The organism is Halomonas sp. M4R1S46, assembly GCF_025725685.1.
In the GTDB taxonomy this organism is placed as follows: Bacteria; Pseudomonadota; Gammaproteobacteria; order Pseudomonadales; family Halomonadaceae; genus Halomonas.
The window spans coordinates 4036358-4062691 of sequence record NZ_CP107008.1; the positions used below are offsets into that span (position 1 = coordinate 4036358).

A 26334-nucleotide genomic window follows, 5' to 3' on the forward strand; every position below is an offset into this window, starting at 1 on the left:
GTTCTTCTGGGGCGACTATCTGCACGAGCCGGGACAGGCGCGGCGAGCCCTGGACGCGCCGCCTCGCCCGGGCGCGAGCGGGCCGATGCCGGCCGCCGAGAGGCGATCCGCCGCCGGCTCGCCGAGCTCGATGACTGACAAGGACCGCTCATGCGCATATTGCTGGTGGAGGACGACCCCAGCCTGGCGTCGGGCATTCGCCTGGCGCTGAAACCGGAGCACTACACCGTCGACATCCTCGACGACGGCCAGGCGGCCCTGGTCACCCTGCGGGGCGACGAGCCCTTCGATGCCGTCATCCTCGACCTGGGCCTGCCCCGGCTGGACGGCATCGCGGTGCTCGAGCACCTGCGGCGGGCCGGCAACCGGGTCCCGGTGCTGGTGTTGACCGCCCGGGACGGCATCGACGACCGCATCCAGGGGCTGGACTCCGGCGCCGACGACTACCTGACCAAGCCCTTCGAAGTCGCCGAGCTCAAGGCGCGGCTGCGTGCCCTGCTCCGCCGCAGCCAGGGGCACGCCAGCAGCGTGATCCACTTCCGGGGCATCGAGCTCGACCCCGGGACCCGCCGGGTCAGCTTCCGGGGCGAGCCGGTGCAGCTCTCGCGACGCGAGTTCACCCTGCTGCAGGAGTTCCTCAGCCACCCGGGACGGGTCTTCACGCGGGATACTCTGACCCGGCTGGTCTATGGCTGGGACGAGGACGTCGAGAGCAACGCCATCGAGGTCCACGTGCACCACCTGCGCCGCAAGCTCGCCCCCGAGCTGATCCGCACCCTGCGCGGCATCGGCTACGTGATGGACAAGCCGCCCCGGGACGGCGGCGAATGAGCTCGATCCGCCGCCGTACCCTGGGGATCGTGCTGCTGGTGTTCGGGCTCAGCATGCTGGTGATCGGCGTCACCAGCTACCGGGATGCCGCCCACGAGGTCGAGGAGCTGTTCGACGCCCGCCTGACCCAGAACGCCCGACTCCTCGAGGGCCTGATGCGCGCCCCGCTGCCCGAGGAGCGCCGCGACGCCCTGCTGGCCAGCCTCGAGAGCGCCCTGCAACGGGCCGACCAGGCCGACCAGCGCATCGCCGGCCATCGCTACGAGAGCAAGCTGACCTTCCAGGTCTGGCGAGGGGACACCCTGCTGCTGCGCTCGGCCAGCGCGCCGCCGAGGCCCTTCACCCCGCTGCGTGACGGCTACGAGGACGTGCAGCTGGACGACAATGACTGGCGGGTCTACGCCCTGAGCGGGCCCGATGACGGCCTGCGGGTGCTGGTCGGCGAGCGGGAGGACGTGCGGGGCGAGCTGGTGCGGCTCATCGCGCTGCGCACCCTGATGTCGGACCTCGTCGGGCTCCCGGTGCTGGCGCTGCTGCTGTGGTGGGCCATCGGCTGGGGGCTCCGCCCGCTGTCCCGCATGGCCGACCAGATCCGGAGCCGCGATCCCCAGCACCTGCCCCCCCTGCCCACCTCGCCGCTGCCCCGGGAGCTCGCCACCATCGCCGGCGCCCTGAATCGGCTGCTCGAGCGGATCCGTGACATGCGCACCCGGGAGAAGCGCTTCATCGCCGATGCCGCCCACGAGCTGCGCACCCCGCTGGCGGTGCTGGACCTGCACGCCCAGAACGCCCTGGCCACCCAGGACCCGGACGACCGCCGCGAGGCGCTCACCCAGTTGCGCGACGGGGTCGCCCGGGCCACCCGCCTGGTCACCCAGCTGCTGACCCTGGCCCGCCTGGACCCCGAACAGGAGGCCGATGCCACGGGCCAGCCGGTCGACCTGCTCCACGAGACCCGCGAGGCCCTGGCCGAACTGATGCCCCTGGCCGCCGATCGCGGCCAGGACATCCGGCTCGACGCCGACGAGGGCGCCGACTGGGGGCTGATCGCCGAGCCCGGCGCCATCGGCACCCTGGTACAGAACCTGGTCGGCAACGCCCTGCAGCACTCGCCGCAGGGCGCCCGAGTGCGAGTCTCGCTGACGGCCAGGGCGCACCATCTCGGCCTGAGCGTCGATGACCAGGGCAGCGGCATTCCCCCGGCCCGGCGTGCCCAGGCCCTCGAGCGCTTCCACCGCGCCGGGCCCGGAGCCGGGGCCGGCCTCGGCCTGTCCATCGTCGACCGCCTCGTGCAGCGCCATGGCGGCCACCTGGAGCTGGACGCGGCGCCCGGCGGCGGGCTGCGCGTCGTCGCCCGACTGCCCCGGCGCTGACCGCCTCGCGTCACCGTTGTTATCGAAATGTCATCGTTGTTTAAGCGCCCCTTAAGCTGACGCCCCTAACGTGGTTACATCGTGAGCCTTGATGACGACAACAACGACACGGGAGGAGCATGCCGATGACACAGGCGATGCCGATGGCGTCGACCGCCGCCCGGCAGCGAGCCGGCTGGCTGGTGATGGGCGGGGTGCTGGTGCTCGCCGCGGGCGGCCTGATCGCCTGCTGGGGCAAGGTCGGCCTGCCGCTGGGCCTGATCGGCCTGGCCGCCGCGGCGACCGCGCTGCTGCGCCCGGAGCGCGATGATCCCGGCGAGCCCGAGACCGCCAGCCGCACGCGGAGTCTCCAGCACCTCAGCCAGGCCAGCCTGCTGACCCTGGTGGCCCTGCAGCTGGCGGCCTGAACCGCCGCGCCTTTACAGCCTGCGGCCGAACGGGGATAGTGACGACTGACGACAGGGGCGCCGGCGCGGCAAGCCGCACCGGCTGAGAGGCACCCTCATCACCTGACCCGGATAATGCCGGCGGAGGGAGTCGTGCCGGCTCACCTCCGGGCCCGCGCCTCCCCTCCCCCGGGAGGCCCTATGCATTCCATCGATCCCGCCGAGCACCTGGCTCGGGTGCGCGCGTCCACGCCGCTGGTCCACAACATCACCAACCATGTGGCGATGAACACCATGGCCAATGTGCTGCTGGCCCTGGGGGCCTCGCCCGCCATGGCGCATGCCCGCGAGGAGGTGACCGAGTTCGCCGCCCTGGCGAGTGCCCTGGCCGGCTATGCCGCCGCCGGCGAGTCCGCCGCCGGCCCGGGCAGCTTCGCCGTGGCCTTCCTCGATGCCCTCCATGCCCTGGACGGCCCCACTCTCACCGCGCGCACGCGCCTGGAGATCACCGATGCGAGTTGACCTGTCCCTCTACCTGGTCACCGACCCGGGCCTGTGCGAGGCCCGCGGGCTGGTCGAGACCGTCATGGCCGCGGTGCGCGGGGGGGTGACCCTCGTGCAGCTGCGCGACAAGCATGCCAGCGACGCCGAGTTCGTGCCCCTGGCGCGCCGGCTCAAGACGGCACTGGCCGGCAGCGGCGTGCCCTTGATCATCAACGATCGCCTGGAGGTGGCGCTGGCCAGCGGTGCCGATGGCCTGCATATCGGCCAGGACGACGGCGAGGTGGCCGATGCCCGCGCGGCCCTGGGCCCCGAGGCCATCCTCGGCCTCTCGGTGCAGACCCATGGGCAGTTGGCCCGGATCGACGCGGGGCGGCTCGACTACCTGGGCCTGGGGCCGGTCTTCGCCACCCCGTCAAAGCACGACCACGCCCAGCCCTTGGGCTTCGCGGGCCTGGCCGAGCTGGTGGCGGCGAGCCCCCTGCCGACGGTGGCCATCGGCGGGCTCAAGGCCGAGCACGCCCGGGACGTGTACCGGGCAGGGGCCGACGGCCTGGCGGTGATCTCCGCCATCTGCGGCACCCCGGATCCCGAGGCCGCCGCCCGCGCCTTCCCGAGACGCTGAGCCCGGCTGCCCGCGCGCCTAGGCGCTGGGGCGGCGGTTCAGGGCGGTGCGTCGCTCGTGATAGGCGATGGCCAGGCCGCTGACGATGATCAGCGAGCCGCCCAGTAACACCCACAGGTCCGGCACCTCGTCCCAGATTCCCCAGCCCAGCAGCACCGCCCACAGCAGGGCCGTGTAGTCGAAGGGCGCGGCCAGCGCTGCCGGGGCATGGCGGAAGGCGAGGGTCAGTCCGGCCATGGCCCCCACCCCGAGGCAACCGGCCGTGAGGAAGGCCGGCCAGTGCAGGGCGGCAGGCGTCTGCCAGACCCAGGGCAGGGTCGTGGCCGAGACCAGCAACGGCACCAGGGTAGTGTAGAAGACCATCGCCCAGAGGTGCTCGCGCTCGCCGTAGCGACGCGCGGTGATCATGGTCAGGGCGTAGAACACCGCCGCCGCCACCACCACCAGGGCCCCGGGCTGGAAGCTGTCGCCGCCCGGCCGGACCACCACCAGCACCCCGACGAAGCCCAGCAGGGTGGCCAGGACCGTGAAGCGGTCGACCCGCTCGCCGAGCAGCGGCACCGACAGCAGGGTCACGAACAGCGGCGCGGCGAAGGCGATGGCGGTGGTCTCGGCCAGCGGCAGCAGGGTCAGCCCCCACATGAAGCAGATCATGGTGCCGGTGAAGATCAGGCCACGCAGCAGGTGCACCCCCGGCCGCCGGGTGCGCAGGGTCCGCAGCCCGCCGTTGAACCGGGCGATCAGCAGAATCAGCGGCAACGAGACCAGGGTGCGGAAGAAGATGATCTGCAGCGGCGAATGGGTCTCGCCCAGCCACTTGGTGATGGCGTCGCCCAACGCCAGGCACAGCACCCCACCACACATGTACAGGATGCCCTTCAGCGACGATGACATGCGAACCGCCTCCTTGCGTCGGCTCCCCCGGGACCCGGGGAGGGAGAAAAAACCACCCCGCCGGCGAAACCGGCGGGGCGAGGATTCCCTACCAACCTAAGGGGAGCCGTGGACGGCGGCAAGTCTTCCGGGCAGGTTCACAAGGCTATGGCATTTGGGTATGACGAGGGGCGCCGGGGACAGGTCGGAGAGGAGGTCCTACGCCATGGATGGCGTCGGTAGCGCCCAGGGATGGGTTTACAGCGCCTCCTCGAAGACCTGTCGCCGGATCAGCCCCGAGCGACACGGCTAACTGCGATCATCCTAAGAAGGCTCCGGATGGACAAGCCATCGAGAGATCAGAGGCTGGCCTGGACCACCATGCACTCCATGCCCTGAGCCTGCAGGCGCCGGCAGGCACTGCGGGCCTGCCCCTCCTGCATGTCCACCAGGCGCGCGCGATAGACGCCCGCGCCGTCGACACGGGGCACCGAGACCCGGGCATCTGCCAGCTCGGTGGCCAGGCGATCGGCCGCCCGGGCGGCCAGGCGCCGGGCGTGGTCGGCATCGCTGAAGGCACCGATCTGCACGCCCCAGCCGCCATTGGCCGCATCGCCCTCGGCGAGCACCTGGCGGATGGGATCGTCGGGAGACGTCACCGGGGCCGAGTCCACGCTGCCGACCGCCGTCGTCGGCGGCGTCTCGACAGGCTCGGCCATGACGGGCCGGGCCGGCACCAGGGTCTCGTCGATGGAGGGGGCGACGGCCGTCGGGGTGCCGGCCGTAGCGGCCTCCGCCGGCTCGGCAGGTGCCGGCCGGGCCCTGACCGGGCTCGCGGGGGTGGTGGTGGTATCGAGGCTCGCCAGCATCTGCCCCGCGGGGCGCGTCGGCGCCGCGGCGCCGGGCATCAGGCGCCCGCCGGCGATCTGGGTGCGGGCCAGCCAGCCGCGGCCATCGGCCAGGGAGGCCCGCACGAAGCCGCGATCCAGCAGTTCGGCCATGTGCTCGTCCCGGGAGGCGGCGGTGAAGCCGCCCATCACCACCGACAGCATGCGCCGCCCGTCACGCACCGCCGAGGTCGCCACGTTGAAGCCCGAGGCCCGGATGAAGCCGGTCTTGAGGCCGTCGGTGCCGGGGTAGTTGGCGAGCAGGCGATTGTGGCCACGATAGGTCTTGCCCCGCCAGGTGAAGCGCTGCAGCGAGAAGTAGGGATAGTACTGGGGGAAGTCGAGCATCAGCCGCCGCGACAGCACGGCCATGTCCCGGGCGGTGGTGATCTGGCGGTCATCCGGCAGCCCGGAGGCGTTGCGGAAGGTGGTGTCGTGCATGCCCAGCTCCCGGGCCCGGTCGGTCATCATCCGGGCGAAGTGCGCCTCGCTGCCGCCCAGCGCCTCGGCGACCACCACGGCCACGTCGTTGGCCGACTTTACGACCAGCGACTCGATGGCCGTCTCCACCGGGATCCGCTCGCCGGGCTTGAGGTACAGCTTGGTGGCCGGCATGGCCGCCGCCGCCGCCGATACGGGCAGGCGGTCATCGAGGCTCATGCTGCGTCCCTCGAGGGCCTCGAAGAGCAGGTAGAGGGTCATCATCTTGGTCAGCGAGGCCGGGTAGCGAGGCGCATCGGCATTCTCGGCGTAGAGGATCTCGTGGGTGTCGGCATCGATGACGATGCCGGCATAGCGCGGATTCCCCGCCTGGGCGGCGCCGGCCACGACCAGCAGGCCGGCCAGCAACGTGACGACGGCGGCCTGGCGCCACCGCAGGAAGCTCGTGGACCCCATTGACGTTCCCCTGATGTTTGGCTTGCTACATGAGTGCATTATGACCCACCCAGCCAGCCTGTACAGGGCGAAAGGCGCCAATTGCCTGCCCGATTCACGGCTTCGCCCCTTTTTCCTTCATGAGACCGGGCGCGCCAGTCCCGCCTGGGCCTTGAGGTCGTCGATGTTCACGCGGTCGACCTGCTCGGCTGCCAGGAAGCACGCCGCATAGTCGCGCCAGACCCCGCTGTCGAGCAGCAGCTGGAAGACCTCGGGATCCAGGTGGCCATCCCGGACCATGCCCGCCAGGATCGCCAGGGACTGCGACAGCGTCATGCCGGGCTTGTAGGGACGGTCGGCGGCGGTCAGCGCCTCGAAGACGTCGGCCACCGCCATGATGCGCTCCTCCAGGCTCGCCCCGGCCAGCACCAGGCGGCGCGGATAGCCCTGGCCATCCATGCGCTCGTGGTGGTTGCCGGCGATGGCCGGCACCTGGCGCAGGTGGGCGGGCCAGGGCAGCGAATCCAGCATGATGATGGTCTGGACGATATGCTCCTGGATGCGGAAGCGCTCCACGTCGTTGAGGGTGCCGCGCACCACCCGCAGGTTGTAGAGCTCGCCCTGGTGGCCGGCCACCTCCGGGGGGCGCATGTCGAAGCCCCAGCGGTTGTCGGGGTCCTCCGGGGCCACCGGCGGCGGCTTGACGGCCCAGTCGATCAGGTGCCGGGGCCGGTCCGCCAGCAGCGTCTCCGCCGCCGGCAGGGCGACCTCGGGCTCCCGGGCCAGGCGCTTGGCCTCGTCCTCCGAGACTCCCAGCCGATCGTCGAAATGCCGCCACCAGCGCCACTCGGCGATGTCGTCCAGCCGCCGGGCCCGGGCCTCGTCGAGGCGCTCGCCGCCCTGGTTGACACCGGCGACCAGCCGCCAGGCCGCCTGGAGCTCGGCCTGGCGCCGGTCCCGATCCTCGACGAGGGCCCCCGCCTCGCCGCCCTCGGCGCGGCCCTGCCAATAGGCCACCTCGGCGTCCCGCCACAGCACCTCGAAGCGGGTGCGGATCTCGTGGATCCGGTTGTAGCGGGTCTCCAGCTTGGTCGCCTTCTCCATGACCTCGTCGGGCGTGGTCAGCTTGCCGCAGTCGTGGAGCCAGGCGGCCAGGTGGAAGGCGGTGCGCCGCTCCTCGTCCACCGTCTCGGCGGCGAAGGGCCCGGTACGGTCGCGCTCCGCGCCCTGCAGCAGCATCTCGGCGAGCTGCGGTACCCGCGAGCAGTGGCCGCCGGTATGGGGGGACTTGGCATCGGTCGCCGCGGCGATCAGCTCGACGATGGCGTCCAGCAGGCGCTTCTCGCCCTCCAGCAGGCGGCGCATATCGATGGCCACGGCGGCGGCCCCGGACATCTCCTCGACGAAACGCCGCCAGGGCAGATCGTCGCCCGCATCGGGCTCCCCGCGCAGGGCCAGCAGCAGCAGCCCCAGGCGGTGCCCGCTGCGGTTGCACAGCGGCTGAACCAGATAGCCGCGGCTCTCGAGCCGGCCGCTCAGCGCCGCCAGGCCCTCCTCCGTCACAGTCGGCAGCACCAGGTGCCCGGGCAGGCGGGCATCCTCGTCTCCGCTGCCCGCCTCCGCCACACAGGCGAAGCGCGACGCGTCGGCCTCGTCCACCAGGTAGATGGCGCCATGGCGACTGTCGGTGATCCGCAGCAGGTCATCGAGGACGCCGGCGAGCATCGTCTCCAGGTGGGGCTCGCTGCTGAGCGTGCGGGTCATGCGCTGGAAGTCCGCGATGCTGCCGGCCATGCCCTCCAGGGCCTGGCTCAGCTGCTGGACCTCGCGCACCGGCGAGACGGTGCCGCGGTAGCCGGCGAAGTCGAAGCCGGCCAGGGCCCGGACCTGCTCGGCCAGGGAGTACAGCGGCTCGCCGAGACGATGCCCGACCCAGATCCCCAGCGGCAGCAGGGCGAGCACCAGGCCACCGGCCACCAGGGAGCGCTGCCAGAGCAGGCGGCGCGTCCCGGCCAGCATCTCGCGTTCCGGTACCGCCAACAGCAGGTGGGCCTGGGTCTCGCCCATGGCCTGGAAGGGCAGGCGCATGCCGAACCAGGGCTCCCCCGCGACGCGAAAGCGCACCGCCTCCTCCTGCCGGCCGAGCGCATCCAGGCGGGACAGGACCGGGTCCTCCAGCTCGCGCAGCTGTGCCAGTCGCGGGCCGGCGGGGGTGTCGACGAGCAGGCGCTGCACCTCGGGGTGGGCCAGCACCCGGTCACGCCGGGAGACCACGGCCAGCCGCGTCCCCGGCGTGAGCCTGAGCGAGGCGATCTCGGCGCCGAGGTCCGCCAGCGAGGCATCCAGCCCCACCACGGCGCGGCCATCCGCACTGCGTCGGGACAGGGTCACGCCGATCTCGTGGGTGGTGGAGAACACATAGGGCGCGGTGAGGTGCTCGTCGACGGAGGACTGGGCCTGCCGGTACCAGGGCCGGGTGCGCGGGTCGAAGTCGTAGTCGGGCATGGCCTGCCGCCCCAGCAGCTCGAGGGCCTCGTCGTAGAGGCGCCACTCGCCGTAGCGATGGCCGCGCGGATCCCGGGAGACCGCCTGCACCAGGTAGTGGGCCCGGGCGATGCCCTCGACCTGCGGCAGGCGGTCCTCGGCCACGCGGGCCACCGGCCGCAGCAGCAGGAAGTCGCCGTTGGCATAGCCGATGAAGACGGCGCTGGCCACCTCATGGGTCTCCAGGGCACCGGCCAGCAGCGGCAGGTCCTCCAGGCGATCGGCCAGCAGCTCGTCGGAGGCGAGGTCGTCCCGGGCCAGCAGGCGCACCACCACCCGCGCCGGGTCGATCAGGCGCCGGGAGCGCTCCTCGGTGGTGAGGGCGAGCTGGTACCCGGTGTCGCGGACGGCGCTGACCAGCACGCGATCGGCCCCCCGGGCTCCATGCCACAGCAGCACCCCCGCCATGATCAGCATCAGCCCGACGATCGACAGGGCGATCAGCGTCTGCAGGGAGAGGGCTCGACGCAGCATGGCGGGTTCCCGATGGCAGCCTGTGGGAGGGCCGGTGTGGGCCGGTCATGCATCTCAGCATATCCCAAGCTCGGCAAGGCCACTCGTCCGCCGTGCGCCGGCCGCGTCAACGAGGGGCGCGCGGGCCGGGCTCATCCCAGCCCCAGGCGCTGCAGGCCCAGCCAGGCCAGGCGCAGCGACAACAGCGTCAGGGCGGCGCGGAAGAGGCGATCGAAGCGGTGCTCGGAGAGGCGATGCAGCAGGCGCAGCCCCAGCCAGGTGCCGACGAAGCCGGCGCCGACCATGGCCAGGATCAGCGCCAGCCAGTCCTGGAAGACGAACCCCGCCACGCCGAACACGAAGGCCTTGGTCAGGTGCTGGGCCATCATGCAGGCGGAGAAGGTCGCCACCTTGGCCAGCCGCCCGGGCTGGCTCTGCTTGATGAAGGCCGCCACCACCGGGCCGCTGGCCCCGACCAGGCTCGACAGCAGGGTGGTCACCGCCCCGACGACCAGGGTGCCGGCCCGGCCCAGGGCGCGCCTGGGAAGGCCCGGTCCCCAGCAGGTGAAGAGCACGAAGGCGGCGATGCACAGCTCCAGCACCCCGTCCGGCAGCCGGATCAGCAACCAGGCGGCGGCCAGGGCACCGAGTGCCACCCCGGGCAGGAAGGCCAGCAGGGTGGCGCGGTCGACGTGCCGCCAGGTCATGGCCATGCGGCCGACGTTGGAGCCCAGCTGCACCATGCCGTGCACCGGAATCAGCGCCACCGCCGGCATCACCTGGGCCAGGGCCATGATCATCAGGACCCCACCCCCGGCGCCCACCGCCGCCGTGAAGGCCGAGGTCAACACCGAGAGCAGGATCAGCAGCAGGTTGAGGGAGGCGGCAAGCGGCGAGAGGCTGTCGAGCAGCGGCATGGGGCATCCCTGTCCGTGGGCGATGCCCCCATGATAACCGAGCCGCTGGAGGGATCAGGGCTCCGGCACGGGATCAGGCCGCCAGGGCCGCGAGCACCGCCGCCCGGGAGGCCCGCTCGCGCTCGGCGTAGAGGGCCAGCTCGTCGGTCACCGGCACGCCGAGGGCGGCCTCGAAGGCCTCGCGGTTGGCGTTGCCGGCATAGGCCGCGCTCTGGCCGCCGCCCAGGTTCGACTGGAAGATGCCCGCGGCGCTGACCGGCAGGAAGTCCTCGTAGGTGAGCGGCCGGGCTTGCACCAGGCCCTTGCCGATCAGCGCCTCCAGGTCGGTCTCCTCGACCCGTCCGGCCGCGCGGCCGGCCTCGGTGAGCCGGTACTCGAAGAAGGCCAGCCCCTGGCGGCGCAGCGCTTCCTCGCGGTCCGGGAAGTCGGCGAAGACCGCCGCCAGGCGCTGCTGGTGCTCGCTGTTGCCCGGCCCGGCGGCCTGGCGGCGGGACTCGCCGAGCAGGCTGTCATAGAGGGCCCGGCCCTCGGCGGTCAGCGCCACGCCGCGCTGCTCGATCTCGCCGAAGCGGGCGGTGTGGGTGCCCTGACGCTCGCCGAGGAAGCGGGTCGGCTCCTCCAGCGCCTTGAAGCTGGTCTGGCGCAGCAGGATAGGGCAGTCGCGACGGGGCGGCCCCTCGATGACCGCCTTGGGGTTCATGCCGGCCGCCGGCATGCGGCGCTGGACCTCGTCGATGTCCAGGGTGCGCGGGGTCAGGTGATTGATGTGCGGGCCGCGGAAGCAGACCACGTCGGCGATCAGCCGATGCTCGGCGTGCAGGGCCTCGTAGGTGTCCAGGCCCACGGTGGCGTCGTGGTGCCAGCGGAAGGTCTCCAGCGCCTCGGCGACGAAGCGCTCGGCCTGATCAATGGTGAGCCCGCCCTGCTCCTCGTGAAGCGCGATCAGCTCCCGGGCACCGGGGGTGAAGATGTCACGCTCGGCCAGGATCGCCGCGGCGCGCTCGCGAAGCGCGGGGGACTCGATCAACTCGAGGCGCAGCAGCGAGGTGAAGATGCGGAAGGGGTTGCGGGCCAGGGCGGCGTCGTCGACGGGACGAAACGCCGTGGAATGCACCGGCACGCCGGCCTCGGAGAGGTCGTAGTAGCCCACCGGGTACATGCCCATCACGGCGAACAGGCGGCGCAGCATGGAAAGCTCCGCCGCGGTGCCCACCCGGATGGCGCCGTGGCGCTCCACGCTCAGCCGAGCCAGCTCGTCATGGGCCTCGAGCCGCTCGGCCAGGGCGCGGTCGCGCTCGAGGGTCTCGCGGTTCACCTGCTCGACCAGCGCGAGCAGGGTCTCGTACTGGGGCACCTCGGCCTGGTACATGGCCGACATGGCCGTGGAGAAGCGATCGCGGATCGTATCGGGGGAAACGAGGGACGTCTGGGTCATGGTCATGCCTCCATGGGGGTCTGTGTCTGGTTGGTGGGCTCAGGATGGGGTCGGGCCGGCGATGCCCGGCGCAGCACCTCGAGCAGCCCCTGCAGCGGATGGGGGAGGGTGGTATCCGAGAGCCGCCGGGCCTGGCTGCGGCAGGAATAGCCGCTGGCCAGCAGGCGGTCGGCATTGCTCGGGTCCTCCACCCGCGGCTGCCAGGACTGGGCGTAGATGGTCGCCGAGGTGTCGCGGTTGCGCGCCTCGTGGCCATAGGTGCCGGACATCCCGCAGCAGCCCGAGGCCAGCACCTCGAGCTCGAGGCCGAAGGCGGCGAATACTTGCTGCCAGGCCTTGGGCGTGCCCGGGGCGTTGGTCGTCTCGGTGCAGTGGGCGAGCAGCCGATAGCCCGGGTCGTCGAGGTCGAGGCCCGCCGGTGCCAGGGCCGGCGCCCGCTCGACCAGCCACTCCGGCAGCAGTTGGACCTCGGGCACGGCCGTCTCGCCCAGTGCCTTCACGTATTCCTGGCGGTAGGTCAGGGTCATCGCCGGGTCGATGCCGACCAGCGGCACCCCGAAGGCGGCCAGGGTCTCGAGCCGCTTCGCCTGCTTCGCCGCGGTGCGCTCGAAGGCGCCGAGGAAGCCCTGGACGTGCAGCGGCTTGCCGTTGGGGGCGAAGGGCGCGACGAACACTCGCACCTCGAGGCGCTCGAGCAGCTCGACGACGTCCATCACCAGCTTGGACTCGAAGTAGCTGGTGAAGGCGTCCTGCACCAGCACCACGCTGCGTGCCTTCTGGGCCTCGCTGAGCCGGCCGAGCGTGGTCGGCGTGGCCGGGGCCACGCCCCAGGCGGCGAGCTGCTTGTCGAGGCGGGCCCGGGACAGCCGGGGGCTGTCGACCATGCCGATGGGCCCGGCCAGCAGGCGATCCACCAGGCGGCTGCCCAGGGCGGCGTTGTAGAGCGGCGCCACGGGAGCGAGATACGGCACCATGAACTCCAGCCCGCCGATCAGGTAGTCGCGCACGGGACGCAGGTAGCGGCCGTGGTAGACCTCCAGGAACTGCGAGCGGAAGGTCGGCACGTTGACCTTCACCGGGCACTGGCCGGCGCAGGACTTGCAGGCCAGGCAGCCGGCCATGGCGTCGTAGACCTCGTGGGAGAAGTCGGCCGCGCCGCGGCGCCGGGCCAGGGTGTTCTTCAGTTTCCCGGGGAAGGCCTTGACGGCCCCCCAGGCGCCCTCGGCCCGCTGCTGCCTGGCCGCCTCGACCACGTCGACGCCGGCATGGCCCTGCAGGCGCAGCCATTCGCGCATCAGGCTGGCGCGGCCCTTGGGCGAGTGGACGCGCTCGCGGGTGGCCTTCCAGGACGGGCACATGGCGTCATTCGGGTCGTAGTTGTAGCAGGCGCCGTTGCCGTTGCAGTAGACGGCGTCGCCGTGGGCCTGCCAGACCCGCTCGTCGATCTGGCGGTCGAGCTGGCCGCGGGTCGGCACGCCATCGATGGTCAGCAGCCCCGGATCGACCCACTTGACCGGCTGTTCCTCGGTGGCCTGTTCCGTGGCGGCGTCGGGCGGGCCAAGGGCGCCGACCCTGGTGGATGGGGCTATATCGGGGGCAGGCCTCCGCGAAGGCGCTGTGAACCCCTCCCTGGGCGCTACATTTGCCATCCCTGGCAAATGACCTTCGCTGCGACCTGCCCTCGATGCCCCCTCGTCGGAGAGGGTCTGGATAGGCGCGCTATAGGGCGTCGCGATCTTGCCCGGATTGAGCTGGTTATGCGGGTCGAAGGCGGCCTTGAGCCGCTGCAGGCTGGGGTAGAGCGGGCCGAAGAAGGCCGGGGCGTACTCGGAGCGCACGCCCTTGCCGTGCTCGCCCCACAGCAGGCCGCCGTACTTCTGCGTCAGCGCGGCGACCGCGTCGGAGATCTCGCGGATCATCCGCTCGTCGGCCGGGTCCTTCATGTCCAGCGCCGGTCGCACGTGGAGCACCCCGGCGTCGACGTGGCCGAACATGCCGTAGGCCAGGCCGCGGGCGTCGAGCAGGGCGCGGAACTCGGCGATGTAGTCGGCCAGGTGTTCCGGCGGTACCGCGGTGTCCTCGACGAAGGGCAGCGGGCGCTTCTCGCCCTGGACGTTGCCGAGCAGGCCCACGGCGCGCTTGCGCATGCCGTAGACCCGGGCGATCGCCTCGCGGCCCACGGCCTGGGTAGCGCCCAGGCGTTCGACGCTGGCGTCGTCTTCCAGGTGACGGCAGAAGGCGGCGACCCGCTCGGCCAGGCGCGCGGGGTCGTCGTCGTTGAACTCGACCAGGTTGATGCCGTGGGTCGGGGTGTCGCCGGTCTCCGGGAAGAACTCGGCGACGCTGTCCCAGACGAAGTCCCGCTGGGCCAGGCCCAGCACCGTGTCGTCCACCGTCTCGATGGAGGTCGGCGCCGCACGGCTCGCCATCAGCGCCTTGGCGTCGCGCAGGGCGTCCATGAAGCCGGCGTAGCGCACGTTGACCAGGGTCGAGTGTTTCGGGATCGGCAGCACGTTGAGCACCGCCTCGCTGGTCAAGGCCAGCGACCCCTCGGCGCCGCACAGCACGCTGTTGAGGTCGAACCTGCCGTCCGCGGTGCGCAGGTGGGCGAGGTCATAGCCGGTCAGGCAGCGGTTGAGCGGCGGGAAGGTCTCGCGGATGCGCTCGCGCTCGCGGTCGATGATCTCGCGGGCCACCCGGTGCACCCGGCCCACGGCGTCGTCGCGCACACACAGGGCGTCGAGCTCGGCCTCGTCCACCGGCCGGGTGGTCAGGCGCTCGCCGCCCAGCAGCACGCTGTCGAGCTCGAGGACGTGATCGCGGGTCTTGCCGTACTCGCAGCTGCCCTGGCCGCTGGCATCGGTGGCGATCATGCCGCCGAGGGTCGCGCGGTTGGAGGTGGAGAGCTCCGGGGCGAAGAACAGCCCGTGGGGCTCGAGCGCGGCGTTGAGCTGGTCCTTGACCACCCCGGCCTGGACGCGCACCCGACGCGCCTCGACGTCGATGTCGAGGATGGCGGTCATGTGCCGGGAGACATCGACCACCAGGCCGTCGGTGAGCGACTGGCCGTTGGTGCCGGTGCCGCCGCCGCGTGGCGCCAGCACCACCCGGCGGAAGGCCTCGCGGCCGGCCAGCCGGGCGATCCGTTCCAGGTCGGCCACGCCCCGGGGATAGAGCACCGCCTGGGGCAGGCGCTGGTAGAGGGAGTTGTCGGTGGCCAGCACCGTGCGATTGGCGTAGTCCGGGGCGATCTCGCCCTCGAAGCCGGCGTCCGCCAGGGCCTCGAGGAAGCGCCGGTAGTCCCCGGCAGCGACCTCCCCCGCATTGAGCCGGGCGATCATGGGCGCAGCGACTCCAGGGCCCGGGCGATGCGCGCCAGCCCCTCGTCCATCACCTCGGGCTCGGCGGTCAACGGAGCCAGCAGGCGCAGCACGTTGCGCCGGCGGCCGCTGGGCATCAGCAGCACCCCGGCCTCACGGCCGGCGGCCAGCAGCGCCGCCAGGTGCTCGGCCCCCGTGGCATACGCGGTGTCCTCGAGGACGATGCCACGCATGGCGCCGATGCCGGTCAGGGCACCGACCATCGGGAACCGCTCCCGCCAGTCACGGTGGGCCGCGACGATGGCCGTCTCCTGGGCCTCGCCCCATCGGCGCAGGTTGTCCTCGCTCATCAGGTCCATCACCGTCCGGGCGGCGGCACAGGCGACGGCATTGCCGGAGTAGGTGCCACCCAGCCCCCCCTTGGGCAGGGCATCCATGAGCGCCGGCTTGCCCGCCAGGGCCGCCAGCGGCAGGCCGGCGGCGATGCTCTTGCCCATCAGCAGCAGGTCGGGCTCGATGCCCAGGTGGGAGAAGGCGAAGCGCTTGCCGGTACGGCCGAAGCCGGATTGGATCTCGTCGAGGATCAGCACGATGCCATGCTCATCGCACAGGGCCCGCAGGCGGGCGGCGAAGTCGGCGTCGAGCAGGCGAAAGCCGCCCTCGCCCTGGATCGGCTCGACGATGATCGCCGCCACCTCGTCGCTCGGCACCTCCACCTCGAACAACCGCGCCAGGGCCGCCAGGGCCTCGTCGGCGCTCACGCCGCTGTCGCGGCTCGGGAAGGGCAGGTGATGCACCGGTCCGGGCAGCGCGCCGAGGCGGGTCTTGTAGGGCTTGACCTTGCCGTTGAGGTTCAGCGCCGCCAGGGTGCGGCCATGGAAGCCGTCGTCGAAGGCGATGATCGCCTGGCGGCCGGTGGCGGCGCGCGCCACCTTGAGGGCGTTCTCGGTGGCCTCGGCCCCGCTGTTGGTCAGCATGCAGGACAGCGGATAGCCGACCGGCACGAAGGCATCCAGGGCCTCGACCACCTCGAGGTAGCCGCGGTGCGGCAGGGCGTTGAAGGCGGAGTGCATCAGGGTCTCGGCCTGGGCCTTGACGGCCTCGACGACGGCCGGATGGCCATGCCCCAGGTTGAGCACGCCGATGCCGCCGACGAAGTCGATGTAGTGCCGCCCCTGTTCGTCCCAGACCTCGGCGTTGCGGCCTCGTTCGAGGCACAGGGGGTGCACGATACCCAGCGAGCCACTGACGTGAGGCAAGTCCATGTCCGGTTCCTGTCGATTCATCGGGGGAATTGTCATGGCCACGATGAAACCAGCGCCTCGCGGGGGCTTCAAACGAAAAAAAACACGCTAATCATTCCAGGAGTTCATGCATTACCCGAGACACCCCGAGCAGGTGTCCTCTTTTGGGGATGATGAATGCCTGGAGAGAATGGATCAGCAGAGGCACGTGGCGGCATGCCGGCGCCGGATTGGCTAGAATGGCGGTCTTGCACCAGCAACCGAGACGCCATGACGGTACGCCACCTGCCATCGACCACCACCATGCAATGCTTCGAGGCGGCCGCCCGCCACATGAGCTTCACCCGGGCCGCCGAGGAGCTCAGCCTGACCCAGAGTGCGATCAGCAAGCAGGTCGCCCAGCTCGAGGATTACCTGCAGCACAAGCTGTTCCGCCGCGTGCGCCGCACCCTGGTGCTCACCCCGGAGGGGTCGCTGTACCTGAGCGAGGTGCGCAAGATCCTCGCCCAGATCGAGATGTCCGCGAACACCATCATGACCTACAGCGGACATAGCGAGGTACTGCGCGTGGCGACCCTGCCGACCTTCGGCAGCCGCTGGCTTACCGCCCACCTGCCGGCCTTCTTCGAGGCCCATCCGCGCATCAGCCTGAGCATCACCGACCGGGTACAGGCCTTCGATCTCGAACAGGAGGATATCGACGTGGCCTTCTTCCATGGCCACGGACGCTGGCCCAACCTGGAATGCCACAAGCTGTTCGACGAGGAGGTGGTCGCGGTCGGCGCCCCCGGTTACCTGGCACGCCAGGCACCGTCATGCGCCGCGGACCTGGCCGACCGCCGCCTGCTGCACCTCTCGACCCGCCCCGACGCCTGGCACCGCTGGTTCGCCGACCAGGGGGTGAGCACCGACCGCAGCTATCATGGCACGCGCTTCGAGACCTTCCAGATGCTGATCCGCACGGTAATGGCAGGGGGCGGGCTGGCGCTGGTGCCGCGCTTCCTGGTCGACGACGAGCTCGACGCGGGGCGCCTGCGCCTCGCCTGGCCCCATGGGCTGCGCAGCCCCGACGCCTACTACCTGGTGTACCCCGAGCCGCTCGGCGAGCTCGCCAAGGTTCGCCACTTCGTGACGCATGTCCTGGCCTGCGCCGAGGCCGGCCCCCGCCCGAGCTAACGCACCGGCCGGGCCCCGTCCACGCGAGCCGGTGCGTCCCGGTGCTCGAGGATCCACTCGATGAAGCCCTTCACCTTGGCCACCTCGCCCTTGTACTCGGGATAGGCCAGGTAGTAGGCATCCCGGCTGGTCAGCGAGAACGCCCAGGGGATCGTCAACTGGCCGGCGGCCAGCTCCTCCTCGACCAGGAAGTGGGGCACCAGGGCCACGCCACAGCCCGCCCGGGCGGCACTCATCGCCATGTAGAAGGTATCGAAGCGTGGCCCGTGGTAGCTGTGCGCGGTGTAGCAGTCCTGGGCGGCGAACCAGTCGTGCCAGGCCTCCGGCCGCGTCGCACTCTGCAGCAGCACCAGGTCGGTCAGCGCCAGCGGGTCGCCGATGCCGCCGTCGGGTACCACCGAGGGCGCGCAGACCGGCACCATGGTCTCGTCGAGCAGCTTGATGCATTCCGCCTTCGGCCAGGCCCCGTGGCCGAAGAAGAAGGCCACGTCGACGCGCTGCTCCTCGAGGTCGAAGGGTTCCACCCGGTTGGCGATGTTCAGGTAGACGCCGGGATGCCGGAAGCGGTAGCCGTTGAGCCGGGGGATCAGCCAGCGGGCGCCGAAGGTCGGCAGGGTGGTGACGTTGAGCACCTCGCTCTGGCCCCCGTAGGACTGCATGTAGCGGGTGGACATCTCGACCTGGGCCATGATCTTGCGCACCTCGGTCAGGTACAGCGACCCCTCCGGGGTGACCTGCAGTCGCTTGCGCACCCGCCGGAACAGCGGGTGTTCGAGCACCGACTCGAGCTGGGCGACCTGCTTGCTCACGGCGCTCTGGGTCAGGCTGAGCTCCTCGGCGGCGCGGGTGAAGCTGAGGTGCCGGGCCGAGGCCTCGAAGCACTGCATGGCGGTCAGGGTGGGCAGGTGACGACGGCTCATTTCGGCCCCAACAAGAAAAAATGGAATGACCTCTGTATAAAACGTCGTTTGAGCCGCGTCAATCAGCCCGGCAATACTGCTTGCGTTCTCAGCACACGCCTATCAGCAGTAGGAGGAAGAATGATCGCGTCCATCATGCAGCGCCTCGGGGTCGCCGACGCCCTTTACCGTGACGGCGACTATGCCGTGACCTCGCCCACCGACGGCGGCGAGCTCGGCCGGGTCCGACTGGAAAGCGGTGCGCAGGTTCAGGCCCGCATCGACCGTGCCCAGGCCGCCTTCGAGGCCTGGCGCCGGGTCCCTGCGCCGCGCCGTGGCGAGCTGGTACGGCTGTTCGGCGAGCAGCTGCGCCGCCACAAGGAGGACCTGGGCACCCTGGTGACCCTGGAGTGCGGCAAGATCTACCAGGAAGGCCTTGGCGAGGTGCAGGAGATGATCGACATCTGCGACCTCGCCGTCGGCCAGTCCCGCCAGCTGTACGGCCTGACCATCGCCTCCGAGCGCCCCGGCCACCACATGCGCGAGAGCTGGCATCCGCTGGGCCCAATCGGCCTGATCACTGCCTTCAACTTCCCGGTGGCACCCTGGGCCTGGAACGCCGCCCTGGCGCTGGTCTGCGGCAACAGCCTGCTGTGGAAGCCCTCCGAGAAGACCCCGCTCTGTGCCCTGGCCTGCCAGGCGCTCCTCGAGCGCGCCATGGCCGAGTTCGGCGACGAGGCCCCGGCGGATCTCAGCCAGGTCATCCTCGGCGAGCGCGAGGCCGGCGAGCGATTGACCGACGATCCCCGCGTGCCGCTGATCAGCGCCACCGGCAGCACCCGCATGGGTCGCGAGGTCGCGCCGCGCGTCGCCGCCCGCTTCGGTCGCAGCATCCTCGAGCTCGGCGGCAACAACGCCATGATCCTCGCCCCCAGCGCCGACCTGGACATGGCCGTACGCGCCATCCTGTTCTCCGCGGTGGGCACCGCCGGCCAGCGCTGCACCACTCTGCGCCGGCTGATCGTCCACGAGTCCGTGCGTGACGAGGTCCTCGAGCGGGTGAAGAAGGCCTACGCGGGCGTCAGCATCGGCGATCCGATGGGCGGCAGCCTGGTCGGCCCGCTGATCGATGCCCAGGCCTTCGACCAGATGCAGTCCGTGCTCGGCAAGGCCCGTGAGCAGGGGGCCCGGGTCTTCGGCGGCGAGCGCCGGCTGGCCGACGAGTACCCCGACGGCTACTACGTGGCGCCGGCCATCGTCGAGGTCGACCGGCAGGACGAGCTGGTCAAGCACGAGACCTTCGCCCCGATCCTCTACGTCATGAGCTATCGCGACTTCGACGAGGCCCTGGCCCTGCAGAACGACGTGCCCCAGGGGCTATCCTCCTGCGTCTTCACCACCGATGTGCGCGAGGCCGAGGCCTTCGTCTCGGATGTCGGCAGCGACTGCGGCATCGCCAACGTCAACATCGGCCCGAGCGGTGCCGAGATCGGCGGCGCCTTCGGCGGCGAGAAGGAGACCGGCGGCGGTCGCGAGTCCGGCTCGGATGTCTGGAAGAGCTACATGCGTCGCCAGACCAACACCGTGAACTACTCCCGCGAGCTGCCCCTGGCCCAGGGCATCAAGTTCGACTGACCCCGCCCCGCCGTCCCCGCCTCGGGGGCGGCCATCGCCGTTCATGCCCTGACGGCTCCTGCCCCTCGTGCCATGACACCTCATGGCGACCGGGCCCGCGTGCCCGCCCCGGGGCGCCAGGCCATGCCGGCGGCAGGAACCGACCCCGACAACGAGAAGGAGGCGTCATGAAGGAAGGGTGCTTGTGGCACGGCACGTCCCCGGAACCAGCGCCGGACGTGCCCATGCTAGAGGGCCACGGGACCGCCGAGGTGGTGGTGATCGGCGGCGGCATCACTGGCTTGTCCACCGCGCTGCATCTCGCCGAGGCGGGCGTCGCCGTGAGCCTGATCGAGGCAGGGGAGATCCCCTGCGGCGGCTCGGGGCGCAATGTCGGCCTGGTCAATGCCGGCCTGTGGCTCCCGCCGGACGACATCCTCGAGGCCCTGGGCGAGGCGCAGGGCGAACGCGTCAACACGATCCTCGGGGAGGCCCCCGCCGAGGTCTTCTCGCTGATCCAGCGCCATGGCATCGCCTGCCAGGCGACACGCACCGGCACCCTCCACCTGGCGCACAACGCCAAGGGGGAGCAGGAGCTGGCGCGCCGCGCCGAGCAGTTCCAGCGCCGCGGCGCACCCGTGGCGCTGCTCGAGGATCAGGACTGCCGGCAGGCGGTCGGCACGCGGCAGATTCGCCGCGCCCTGCTCGACCGTCGCGCCGGGACCCTCAACCCCGCCGCCTATACCCGAGGGCTGGCCCGTGCCGCCATCGCCGCCGGGGCCAGCCTCTACACCCATAGCCCGGCGCGGGGCGTGGCCCGCGAGGGCGACGACTGGCGTGTCACCACGCCCCAGGGCAGTGTCCTGGCGCCGCGAGTGGTGGTGGCCACCAACGCCTATACCGAGGACGACTGGAACCGGGTCAAGGACCACTTCTTCCTCGGCCATTTCTTCCAGGTCGCCTCGCCCCCGCTGCCCGAGGAGATCGCCGGCGACATCCTGCCCGAGCGCCAGGGGGCCTGGGACACCCGGATGGTGCTCAGCAGCATGCGGCGCGATGCCGAGGGACGCCTGATCCTGGGCAGCCTGGGCCGGGGCGATGGCCGACCGATGGCCTATGTACGCTGCTGGGCGGATCGCGTCCAGCGCCACTACTTCCCTCAACTGGGCAAGGTCGAGTGGCAGACCTCCTGGACGGGCAGGATCGCCTTCACGCCGGACCACACGCTGCGGCTCTTCGAGCCGGCGCCCGGCATTCTCGGGGTCTCCGGCTACAACGGCCGCGGCGTCACCACCGGAACGGTGGTGGGCAAGGGCTTCGCCCACTACCTGACCACCGGCGACGATGCCCTGCTGCCGTTGCCCCTCCATACGCCGGACCCCATCAAGGTCAAGCCGCTGTGGAGCTGTAGCTATGAAGGCGGCTTCACGCTCTATCACACGGGGCAGTGCCTGCGGGTATTGATCTAGCGGGGGCTCCCGTTTCACGGCCCCCTTCCCAGCGTTTCAAGGAGTTGCCAACCGCAAACGCCATTGTTGACCGAACAAGAGCCATCACCAAGCCTTTCACGATCGAGGACATCAAGATGACAGATCCAACAACAACAAGCCGCTATCGCAAGCCTGGTCTGCTCCTGGCCCTGACCCCCGTCGTTCTGACCCTGCTGGTGCTCGGCATCCAGCTGTTCTATTTCGGCGATTTCACCCCGCACATTCCCCTGGCCATCGGCCTGGCCATCACTTCCCTGGTGGGCATCAGGCTGGGGTTCAAGTGGAAGCATATCGAGGCAGGGGTCTTCCACGTCATCCACGTCTCCCTGCCCTCGGTGTCCGTGCTGATCTGCGTGGGCATGATCATCGGCGTGTGGATCGCCAGCGGCACCGTGCCGACCCTGATCTACTACGGCCTGACGCTGCTCTCGCCGGCCATCTTCCTGGCCGCGGCCATGCTGCTCTGCTCGGTGGTCTCGGTCTCGCTGGGGACCTCCTGGGGTACCGTGGGCACCGTGGGCCTGGCGCTGATGGGCATCGGCGCGGGCTTCGACATCCCGGTGTACTGGACCGCCGGCGCCGTCGTCTCGGGCGCCTTCTTCGGCGACAAGGTCTCGCCGCTGTCGGACACCACCAACCTCGCCCCGGCCGTCACCGGCACCGACGTCTTCTCCCATATCAAGAACATGATGCCGACGACGGTCCCGTCGATGCTGATCGCCTTCGTCATCTACCTGGTGGCGGGCTTCACCCTGATCGATGACCAGGCCGCCTCCTTCGACAAGATCACGGCCATCACCGCCGCGCTGGAGGCCAACTTCACCATCTCGCCCTGGCTGCTGCTGCCGGCGCTGCTGGTGATCGGGCTCGCCGTCAAGCGCATGCCGCCCATCCCCTCGCTGTTCGCCGGCGTGCTGGCCGGGGCGGTCACCGCCATGCTCGCTCAAGGTGTCGGCGTGCATGACCTGCTCACCTACGCCAACAGTGGCTACGGGATCGAGACCGGCATCGACGCCATCGACAGCCTGCTCAACCGCGGCGGCATCCAGTCGATGATGTGGACCATCTCGCTGATCCTCATCGCCCTGGGCTTCGGCGGCGCGCTGGAGAAGACCGGCTGCCTGGAGGCGATCATCCGCGCCATCATGACCCGGGTGCGCAGCTTCAAGGGCGTGCAGACCTCGGCGGTGCTGACCTCGGTCGCCACCAACCTGGTCGCCGGCGACCCCTACCTCTCCATCGCCCTGCCCGGCCGCATGTACGCGCCCACCTATCGGGGCCTGGGCTACTCGACCCTGAACCTGTCCCGGGCCATCGAGGAAGGCGGCACCCTGGTCTCCCCGCTGATTCCCTGGAACGCCGGCGGGGCCTTCGTGATCAGCGCGCTGGGGCTGGGCATCGTCGAGGGCAATGTCGAGAACCTGCTGTACATCCCGCTGGCCTTCGCCTGCTGGCTGTCGCCGGTGATCGGGCTGATCTATGCGCAGACCGGGCTGTTCTCGCCCAGGGCCAGCGAGGCGGAGCGCGAGCTGTGGCAAGCACAGGACGAGGCCATCGCCAGTCGTGACGCCCTCGGCGCCGCCGCCGAGGCCACGACCACCGAAGCCTCCGGCCGCCGCGCCCAACCGATCGGCTGACGCTCACACCCGGCGCCAGCCGACCAGAGCGCGCCCCGCCCGGCAAGCCGGGCGGGGCATCGCCGTTCAGGTCGGGCCTGTCCGCTACACCGGCAATCGCGCGATCAGCTCGCCGACCTCTTCGGTGACCCTGGCAATGGTCGCCTCGTCGTAGCGCCGGCCCTTGCGCTTCTTCAGGCCCTGATCGTAGAGGCGGACATGCTCGGTGGGCGTGACGCCGGCGTTGTCCAGGCAGTGGCGGGCACAGTGCATCTGGCAGCCGTCGATGGCCACCACCGGGCGTCCGGCACGCGCGGTGCGCACCAGGCCGGGCACGCCGCCGCCCACGCCGGCGATGCAGGACATCTCCGCCTGGCCGCCGTGATCGAGGCGCAGGGCCACCTCGTTGGCGAGCTGGGCCACGTCGGAGCAGCCGGAGCAGGCGTAGACCAGGACATCCGGCTTGGTTGGTCGAGACATGACACCTCCTAAGGATTGCGGGAGCAAGGTAGTCACCAGGGGACGTAACGAGGGGCGCCGGGGACAGGTCGAAGAGGGGGTCTTTTGACCAGGGAGGGCAAAAGTAGCGCCCATGGAAGGGTCTACAGCGCCCCCTCGAAGACCTGTCGACGGATCAGCCCCGGAAGGCACGGCTGAAAGCGATACTCCCAACGTCATTCGTTGGCGAGCATGATGTCGTGCAGCTTCTGCTCATCGAGCAGTACCAGGCGCTGGCGCTCGACGTTGATGGCACCGGCCTCGCGTAGCCGGGACAGCAGACGCGACAGGGTCTCCGGCGTCATGGCCAGCTGGGCAGCCAGCCAGCACTTGGGAATGGTCAGGCGTACCACCCGGGGTCCGCTGGCCCGTCCCGACGGCAGCTGACGCAGGATGTAGCTGACCAGGCGGGCCATCGCATCGGCCTGGGTGAGCAGCGCCAGGTCCTCCAGACGCTCGGTGAGCTCCAGGGCCAGGCGGCTCATGAACTCCGCACGGCAGGCCGGCTGGGCATCGAGCAGGGCACGACAGCGATCGGCGGGAATCACCAGCAGCTGGGTGCGCCGCAGGGACTCGGCGGAATAGAGGTAGCGACCCTCCCGGGACACCATGCTCAACTCCCCCAGCGGACCACCGCGCTCGACGCAGCGAATGGTCGCCAGGTGGCCGTCGGCGGCGGAGCGCACCAGGCGCACGGCGCCACTGATCACGATGTACAGCCAGTGGGCAGGCGCCTCCTGGCGGAACAGCCACTCGCGGCTCTTGAGGGACCGGATCCGGGAATCCGCCAGCAGCGCGCCGACGGCCTCGTCGTCGAGGCCGCCCAGCCAGGGCACGCCGGCCACGAGGTCGCGCAGCTGCCGGGGCCGCAGCAGCAGCTCAGTCGAGGAACTGGGCACCGGGGCAATAGGCATAGGCATGGCCTTCCTCCACTGGGGTATCGGGGTCGATCATCAGGTAGCCGTGGGCCTGGCGGGCAGCGCCCAGCATATGGGAGCCCTGACCGCCCGCGAGGAACGCCACGGGGTCGCCACCAATCCAGTCCAGCACCACCCGCAGCAGCTCGCGCCGCCCCCGCGGGGCCCGGCGGGAGAAGCCGGCGGTCACCGGAAAGTGCTGCAGCGGCGCCGGCGTGCGTCCCTGGCGGCCGTGCACGAAGGGCAGTGCCAGCAACTGCCAGCCGACCAGGGAGGCCACCGGGTTGCCGGGCAGGCCGATCAGCGGCGTGCCGGCCTCCCGGCAGGTCCCCAGGTAGCCCAGGGCGAAGGGCTTGCCGGGCTTGATGGCCACGCCGTGGAAGTCGAGACCGCCGAGGGTCTCCAGCACCGGGCGCACATGGTCCTCCTCCCCCACCGAGACGCCACCGGTGCACAGCACCAGGTCGGCCGCCTCGCGGGCGCGCAGGAAGGCCTGCGCCAAGGCCCGGGGGGTGTCGACGACCACCCCCAGCTCGAGGCACTCGCAGCCCTGGGCGACCAGCAACTGACGCAGCATGGCGCCATTGCTGTTGTAGACGGCCCCCGGCGTCCAGGCCTGGCCGGGCTCGATCAGCTCGTCGCCGGTACTGATCAGCGCGACGCGCAGCCGTCGACGCACCGGCACGGTGTCGATGCCCTGGCCGGCCAGCAGGGCGACGGCGGCCGGCGACAGCACCGCCCCCGCCTCGAGCAGCGCCTCCCCGGCGCGGAGCTCCTCGCCGCGGCGACGGATATTGCCCCCGGCCGGGACCTCGGCGGGAAAGTGCACCCGGCCCGCGGCATCCACGCGGGTGTGCTCCTGGGGCACCACCGCGTCGGCGCCCCGGGGCAGCGGCGCCCCGGTGAAGATTCGCGCACAGCCGCCCTCGGCCAGGCACTGCACCCCGGCCCCGGCGGGTATCCGCTGGACCACCGGCAACGCGCCCCCGGTCGCCGCGAGATCCGCCAGGCGCAGGGCATAGCCGTCCATGGCGCTGTTGTCGACGCCGGGCATGTCCCGCCGGGCCCGCACCGGCTCGGCCAGCACCCGGCCACCGGCCTCGTCCAGGGGCAGCCACTCGACGCCGGCAATGGGCTTGGCGGCGGCGATCATCCGCGTCCGGGCGTCGAACAGGTCCAGCAGCCCGGTGCGCGTCGGCGCCTCGCAACCGCAGTTCATGCCTCGGCTCCCTGGACCCGGTCCGCGTCGGTCGGCGACGCCTGGCGGGACGCGCAGGGCGCGATCTCGGGTTGGACCATGGCGACGAAGTTGCAGGGCCGGGTGCGGGCGTCCAGCTGGTCGGCCAGGATGCCGTCCCAGGCGGTGGCGCAGGCCCGGGGCGAGCCAGGCATGGCGAACACCAGGGTGCGGTCGATCAGCCCGGCCACGGCCCGGGACTGGATGGTGGAGGTGCCGATGGTCTCCCGGGAGAGCGCGCGGAACAGCTCGCCATAGCCGTCCACGGCCTTGTCGAACAGCGGTGACAGGGCCTCGGGCGTGGTGTCCCGGACGGTGAAGCCGGTGCCGCCGTTGACCAGGATGACCTGGATATCCTCGCGCACCACCCAGGCCGAGACCACGGCCCGGATGCGGTAGACGTCATCGGGCACGATGCGGCGCTCCACCAGGGCATGGCCGGCACCGGTGAGGCGCTCGCCGAGCAGGTCGCCGCTGCCGTCCTCGTCGAAGCCGCGGGTATCGGAGACCGTCAGCACGGCGATGCCCAGCGGCTCGAAGGGAGCATCGGAGGAAACATGAGACATGAACAATCTCCCTGGAATGAGCTTTCCCGGCGCCAAGCCTTCGCGAGGGCGCTGTA

General features: G+C 71.0%; 21 protein-coding genes and 1 riboswitch. Of the genes, 9 read left to right on the top strand and 12 right to left on the bottom strand.

Annotated elements, in window-relative coordinates; all coding sequences use genetic code 11:
* Positions 1-150 precede the first annotated feature (150 nt).
* The 5 genes from OCT48_RS18645 to thiE all read left to right on the top strand — a co-directional run bounded on the left by OCT48_RS18645 (position 151) and on the right by thiE (position 3716).
* Positions 151-831, top strand: a complete 681-nt coding sequence (locus OCT48_RS18645; protein WP_263590621.1) for a response regulator transcription factor — start codon at positions 151-153, stop codon at positions 829-831.
* Positions 828-2204, top strand: coding sequence for an ATP-binding protein (locus OCT48_RS18650; RefSeq protein WP_263590622.1), 1377 nt, complete (start codon positions 828-830; stop codon positions 2202-2204). The genes OCT48_RS18645 and OCT48_RS18650 overlap by 4 nt, the downstream gene beginning before the upstream one ends.
* 125 nt (positions 2205-2329) lie before the next feature.
* A complete protein-coding gene (locus tag OCT48_RS18655) occupies positions 2330-2611 on the top strand; it encodes a hypothetical protein (protein WP_263590623.1) in 282 nt (93 codons plus the stop codon).
* A 43-nt stretch (positions 2612-2654) separates the two neighbouring features.
* Positions 2655-2757, top strand: a riboswitch (TPP riboswitch).
* A gap of 34 nt (positions 2758-2791) precedes the next feature.
* On the top strand, positions 2792-3112 hold the full coding sequence (locus OCT48_RS18660; RefSeq protein WP_263590624.1) for a hydroxyethylthiazole kinase: 321 nt from the start codon (positions 2792-2794) through the stop codon (positions 3110-3112).
* The gene (gene thiE, locus OCT48_RS18665; protein WP_263590625.1) at positions 3102-3716 is read left to right on the top strand and encodes a thiamine phosphate synthase; all 615 of its coding nucleotides are present in this window, start codon (positions 3102-3104) and stop codon (positions 3714-3716) included. The genes OCT48_RS18660 and thiE overlap by 11 nt, the downstream gene beginning before the upstream one ends.
* Before the next feature lie 18 nt (positions 3717-3734).
* Here the strand turns inward: thiE and OCT48_RS18670 are convergent, their stop codons facing one another.
* The 7 genes from OCT48_RS18670 to OCT48_RS18700 form a co-directional block, all read right to left on the bottom strand.
* Entirely contained in the window at positions 3735-4610 is an 876-nt protein-coding gene (locus OCT48_RS18670) for a DMT family transporter (protein WP_263590626.1), read from the bottom strand.
* A gap of 338 nt (positions 4611-4948) precedes the next feature.
* Complete coding sequence (locus tag OCT48_RS18675; RefSeq protein WP_263590627.1) at positions 4949-6373, bottom strand: serine hydrolase; 1425 nt, start codon at positions 6371-6373, stop codon at positions 4949-4951.
* Positions 6374-6490: 117 nt separating this feature from the next.
* Entirely contained in the window at positions 6491-9370 is a 2880-nt protein-coding gene (locus OCT48_RS18680; protein ID WP_263590628.1) for an HD domain-containing phosphohydrolase, read from the bottom strand.
* 131 nt (positions 9371-9501) lie between these two features.
* Positions 9502-10266 carry a sulfite exporter TauE/SafE family protein gene (locus OCT48_RS18685; RefSeq protein ID WP_263590629.1) on the bottom strand — a complete coding sequence of 255 codons (765 nt, stop codon included), beginning with the start codon at positions 10264-10266 and terminating at the stop codon, positions 9502-9504.
* Between the two features lie 73 nt (positions 10267-10339).
* On the bottom strand, positions 10340-11701 hold the full coding sequence (locus tag OCT48_RS18690; RefSeq protein ID WP_263590630.1) for a VOC family protein: 1362 nt from the start codon (positions 11699-11701) through the stop codon (positions 10340-10342).
* Between the two features lie 2 nt (positions 11702-11703).
* Positions 11704-15042: an FAD-binding and (Fe-S)-binding domain-containing protein gene (locus OCT48_RS18695; protein WP_263590631.1), complete on the bottom strand. Its 3339-nt coding sequence runs from the start codon at positions 15040-15042 to the stop codon at positions 11704-11706.
* Positions 15039-16286: an aspartate aminotransferase family protein gene (locus tag OCT48_RS18700; protein ID WP_263590632.1), complete on the bottom strand. Its 1248-nt coding sequence runs from the start codon at positions 16284-16286 to the stop codon at positions 15039-15041. Before OCT48_RS18700 ends, OCT48_RS18695 begins: the two co-directional genes overlap by 4 nt.
* Before the next feature lie 249 nt (positions 16287-16535).
* Here OCT48_RS18700 and OCT48_RS18705 point away from each other — a divergent pair, with 249 nt between their 5' ends.
* Positions 16536-17441 (top strand): LysR substrate-binding domain-containing protein, encoded by a 906-nt coding sequence (locus tag OCT48_RS18705; RefSeq protein WP_263590633.1) that lies wholly within the window; start codon positions 16536-16538, stop codon positions 17439-17441.
* On the opposite strand, the gene OCT48_RS18710 is transcribed toward OCT48_RS18705, so the two are convergent.
* Positions 17438-18361, bottom strand: coding sequence for a LysR family transcriptional regulator (locus OCT48_RS18710; RefSeq protein WP_263590634.1), 924 nt, complete (start codon positions 18359-18361; stop codon positions 17438-17440). The genes OCT48_RS18705 and OCT48_RS18710 overlap by 4 nt on opposite strands.
* Positions 18362-18481: 120 nt before the next feature.
* Between OCT48_RS18710 and OCT48_RS18715 the strand changes: the two genes are divergently transcribed.
* From OCT48_RS18715 to nhaC, 3 genes are all read left to right on the top strand, one after another.
* Positions 18482-19975, top strand: coding sequence for an aldehyde dehydrogenase family protein (locus tag OCT48_RS18715; protein WP_263590635.1), 1494 nt, complete (start codon positions 18482-18484; stop codon positions 19973-19975).
* A 224-nt stretch (positions 19976-20199) separates the two neighbouring features.
* Positions 20200-21423 (top strand): NAD(P)/FAD-dependent oxidoreductase, encoded by a 1224-nt coding sequence (locus tag OCT48_RS18720; protein WP_263590636.1) that lies wholly within the window; start codon positions 20200-20202, stop codon positions 21421-21423.
* A 116-nt stretch (positions 21424-21539) separates the two neighbouring features.
* Positions 21540-23081 carry a Na+/H+ antiporter NhaC gene (gene nhaC, locus OCT48_RS18725; protein ID WP_263590637.1) on the top strand — a complete coding sequence of 514 codons (1542 nt, stop codon included), beginning with the start codon at positions 21540-21542 and terminating at the stop codon, positions 23079-23081.
* Between the two features lie 84 nt (positions 23082-23165).
* Here nhaC and OCT48_RS18730 read toward each other — a convergent pair whose 3' ends face one another.
* The 4 genes from OCT48_RS18730 to moaB form a co-directional block, all read right to left on the bottom strand.
* The gene (locus tag OCT48_RS18730) at positions 23166-23540 is read right to left on the bottom strand and encodes a putative zinc-binding protein (protein WP_263590638.1); all 375 of its coding nucleotides are present in this window, start codon (positions 23538-23540) and stop codon (positions 23166-23168) included.
* A 194-nt stretch (positions 23541-23734) separates the two neighbouring features.
* A complete protein-coding gene (locus OCT48_RS18735; RefSeq protein WP_263590639.1) occupies positions 23735-24478 on the bottom strand; it encodes a Crp/Fnr family transcriptional regulator in 744 nt (247 codons plus the stop codon).
* Entirely contained in the window at positions 24438-25694 is a 1257-nt protein-coding gene (gene glp, locus OCT48_RS18740) for a gephyrin-like molybdotransferase Glp (RefSeq protein ID WP_263590640.1), read from the bottom strand. The genes OCT48_RS18735 and glp overlap by 41 nt, the downstream gene beginning before the upstream one ends.
* A complete protein-coding gene (moaB, locus tag OCT48_RS18745) occupies positions 25691-26278 on the bottom strand; it encodes a molybdenum cofactor biosynthesis protein B (RefSeq protein ID WP_263590641.1) in 588 nt (195 codons plus the stop codon). Before moaB ends, glp begins: the two co-directional genes overlap by 4 nt.
* Between the last annotated feature and the right edge of the window lie 56 nt (positions 26279-26334).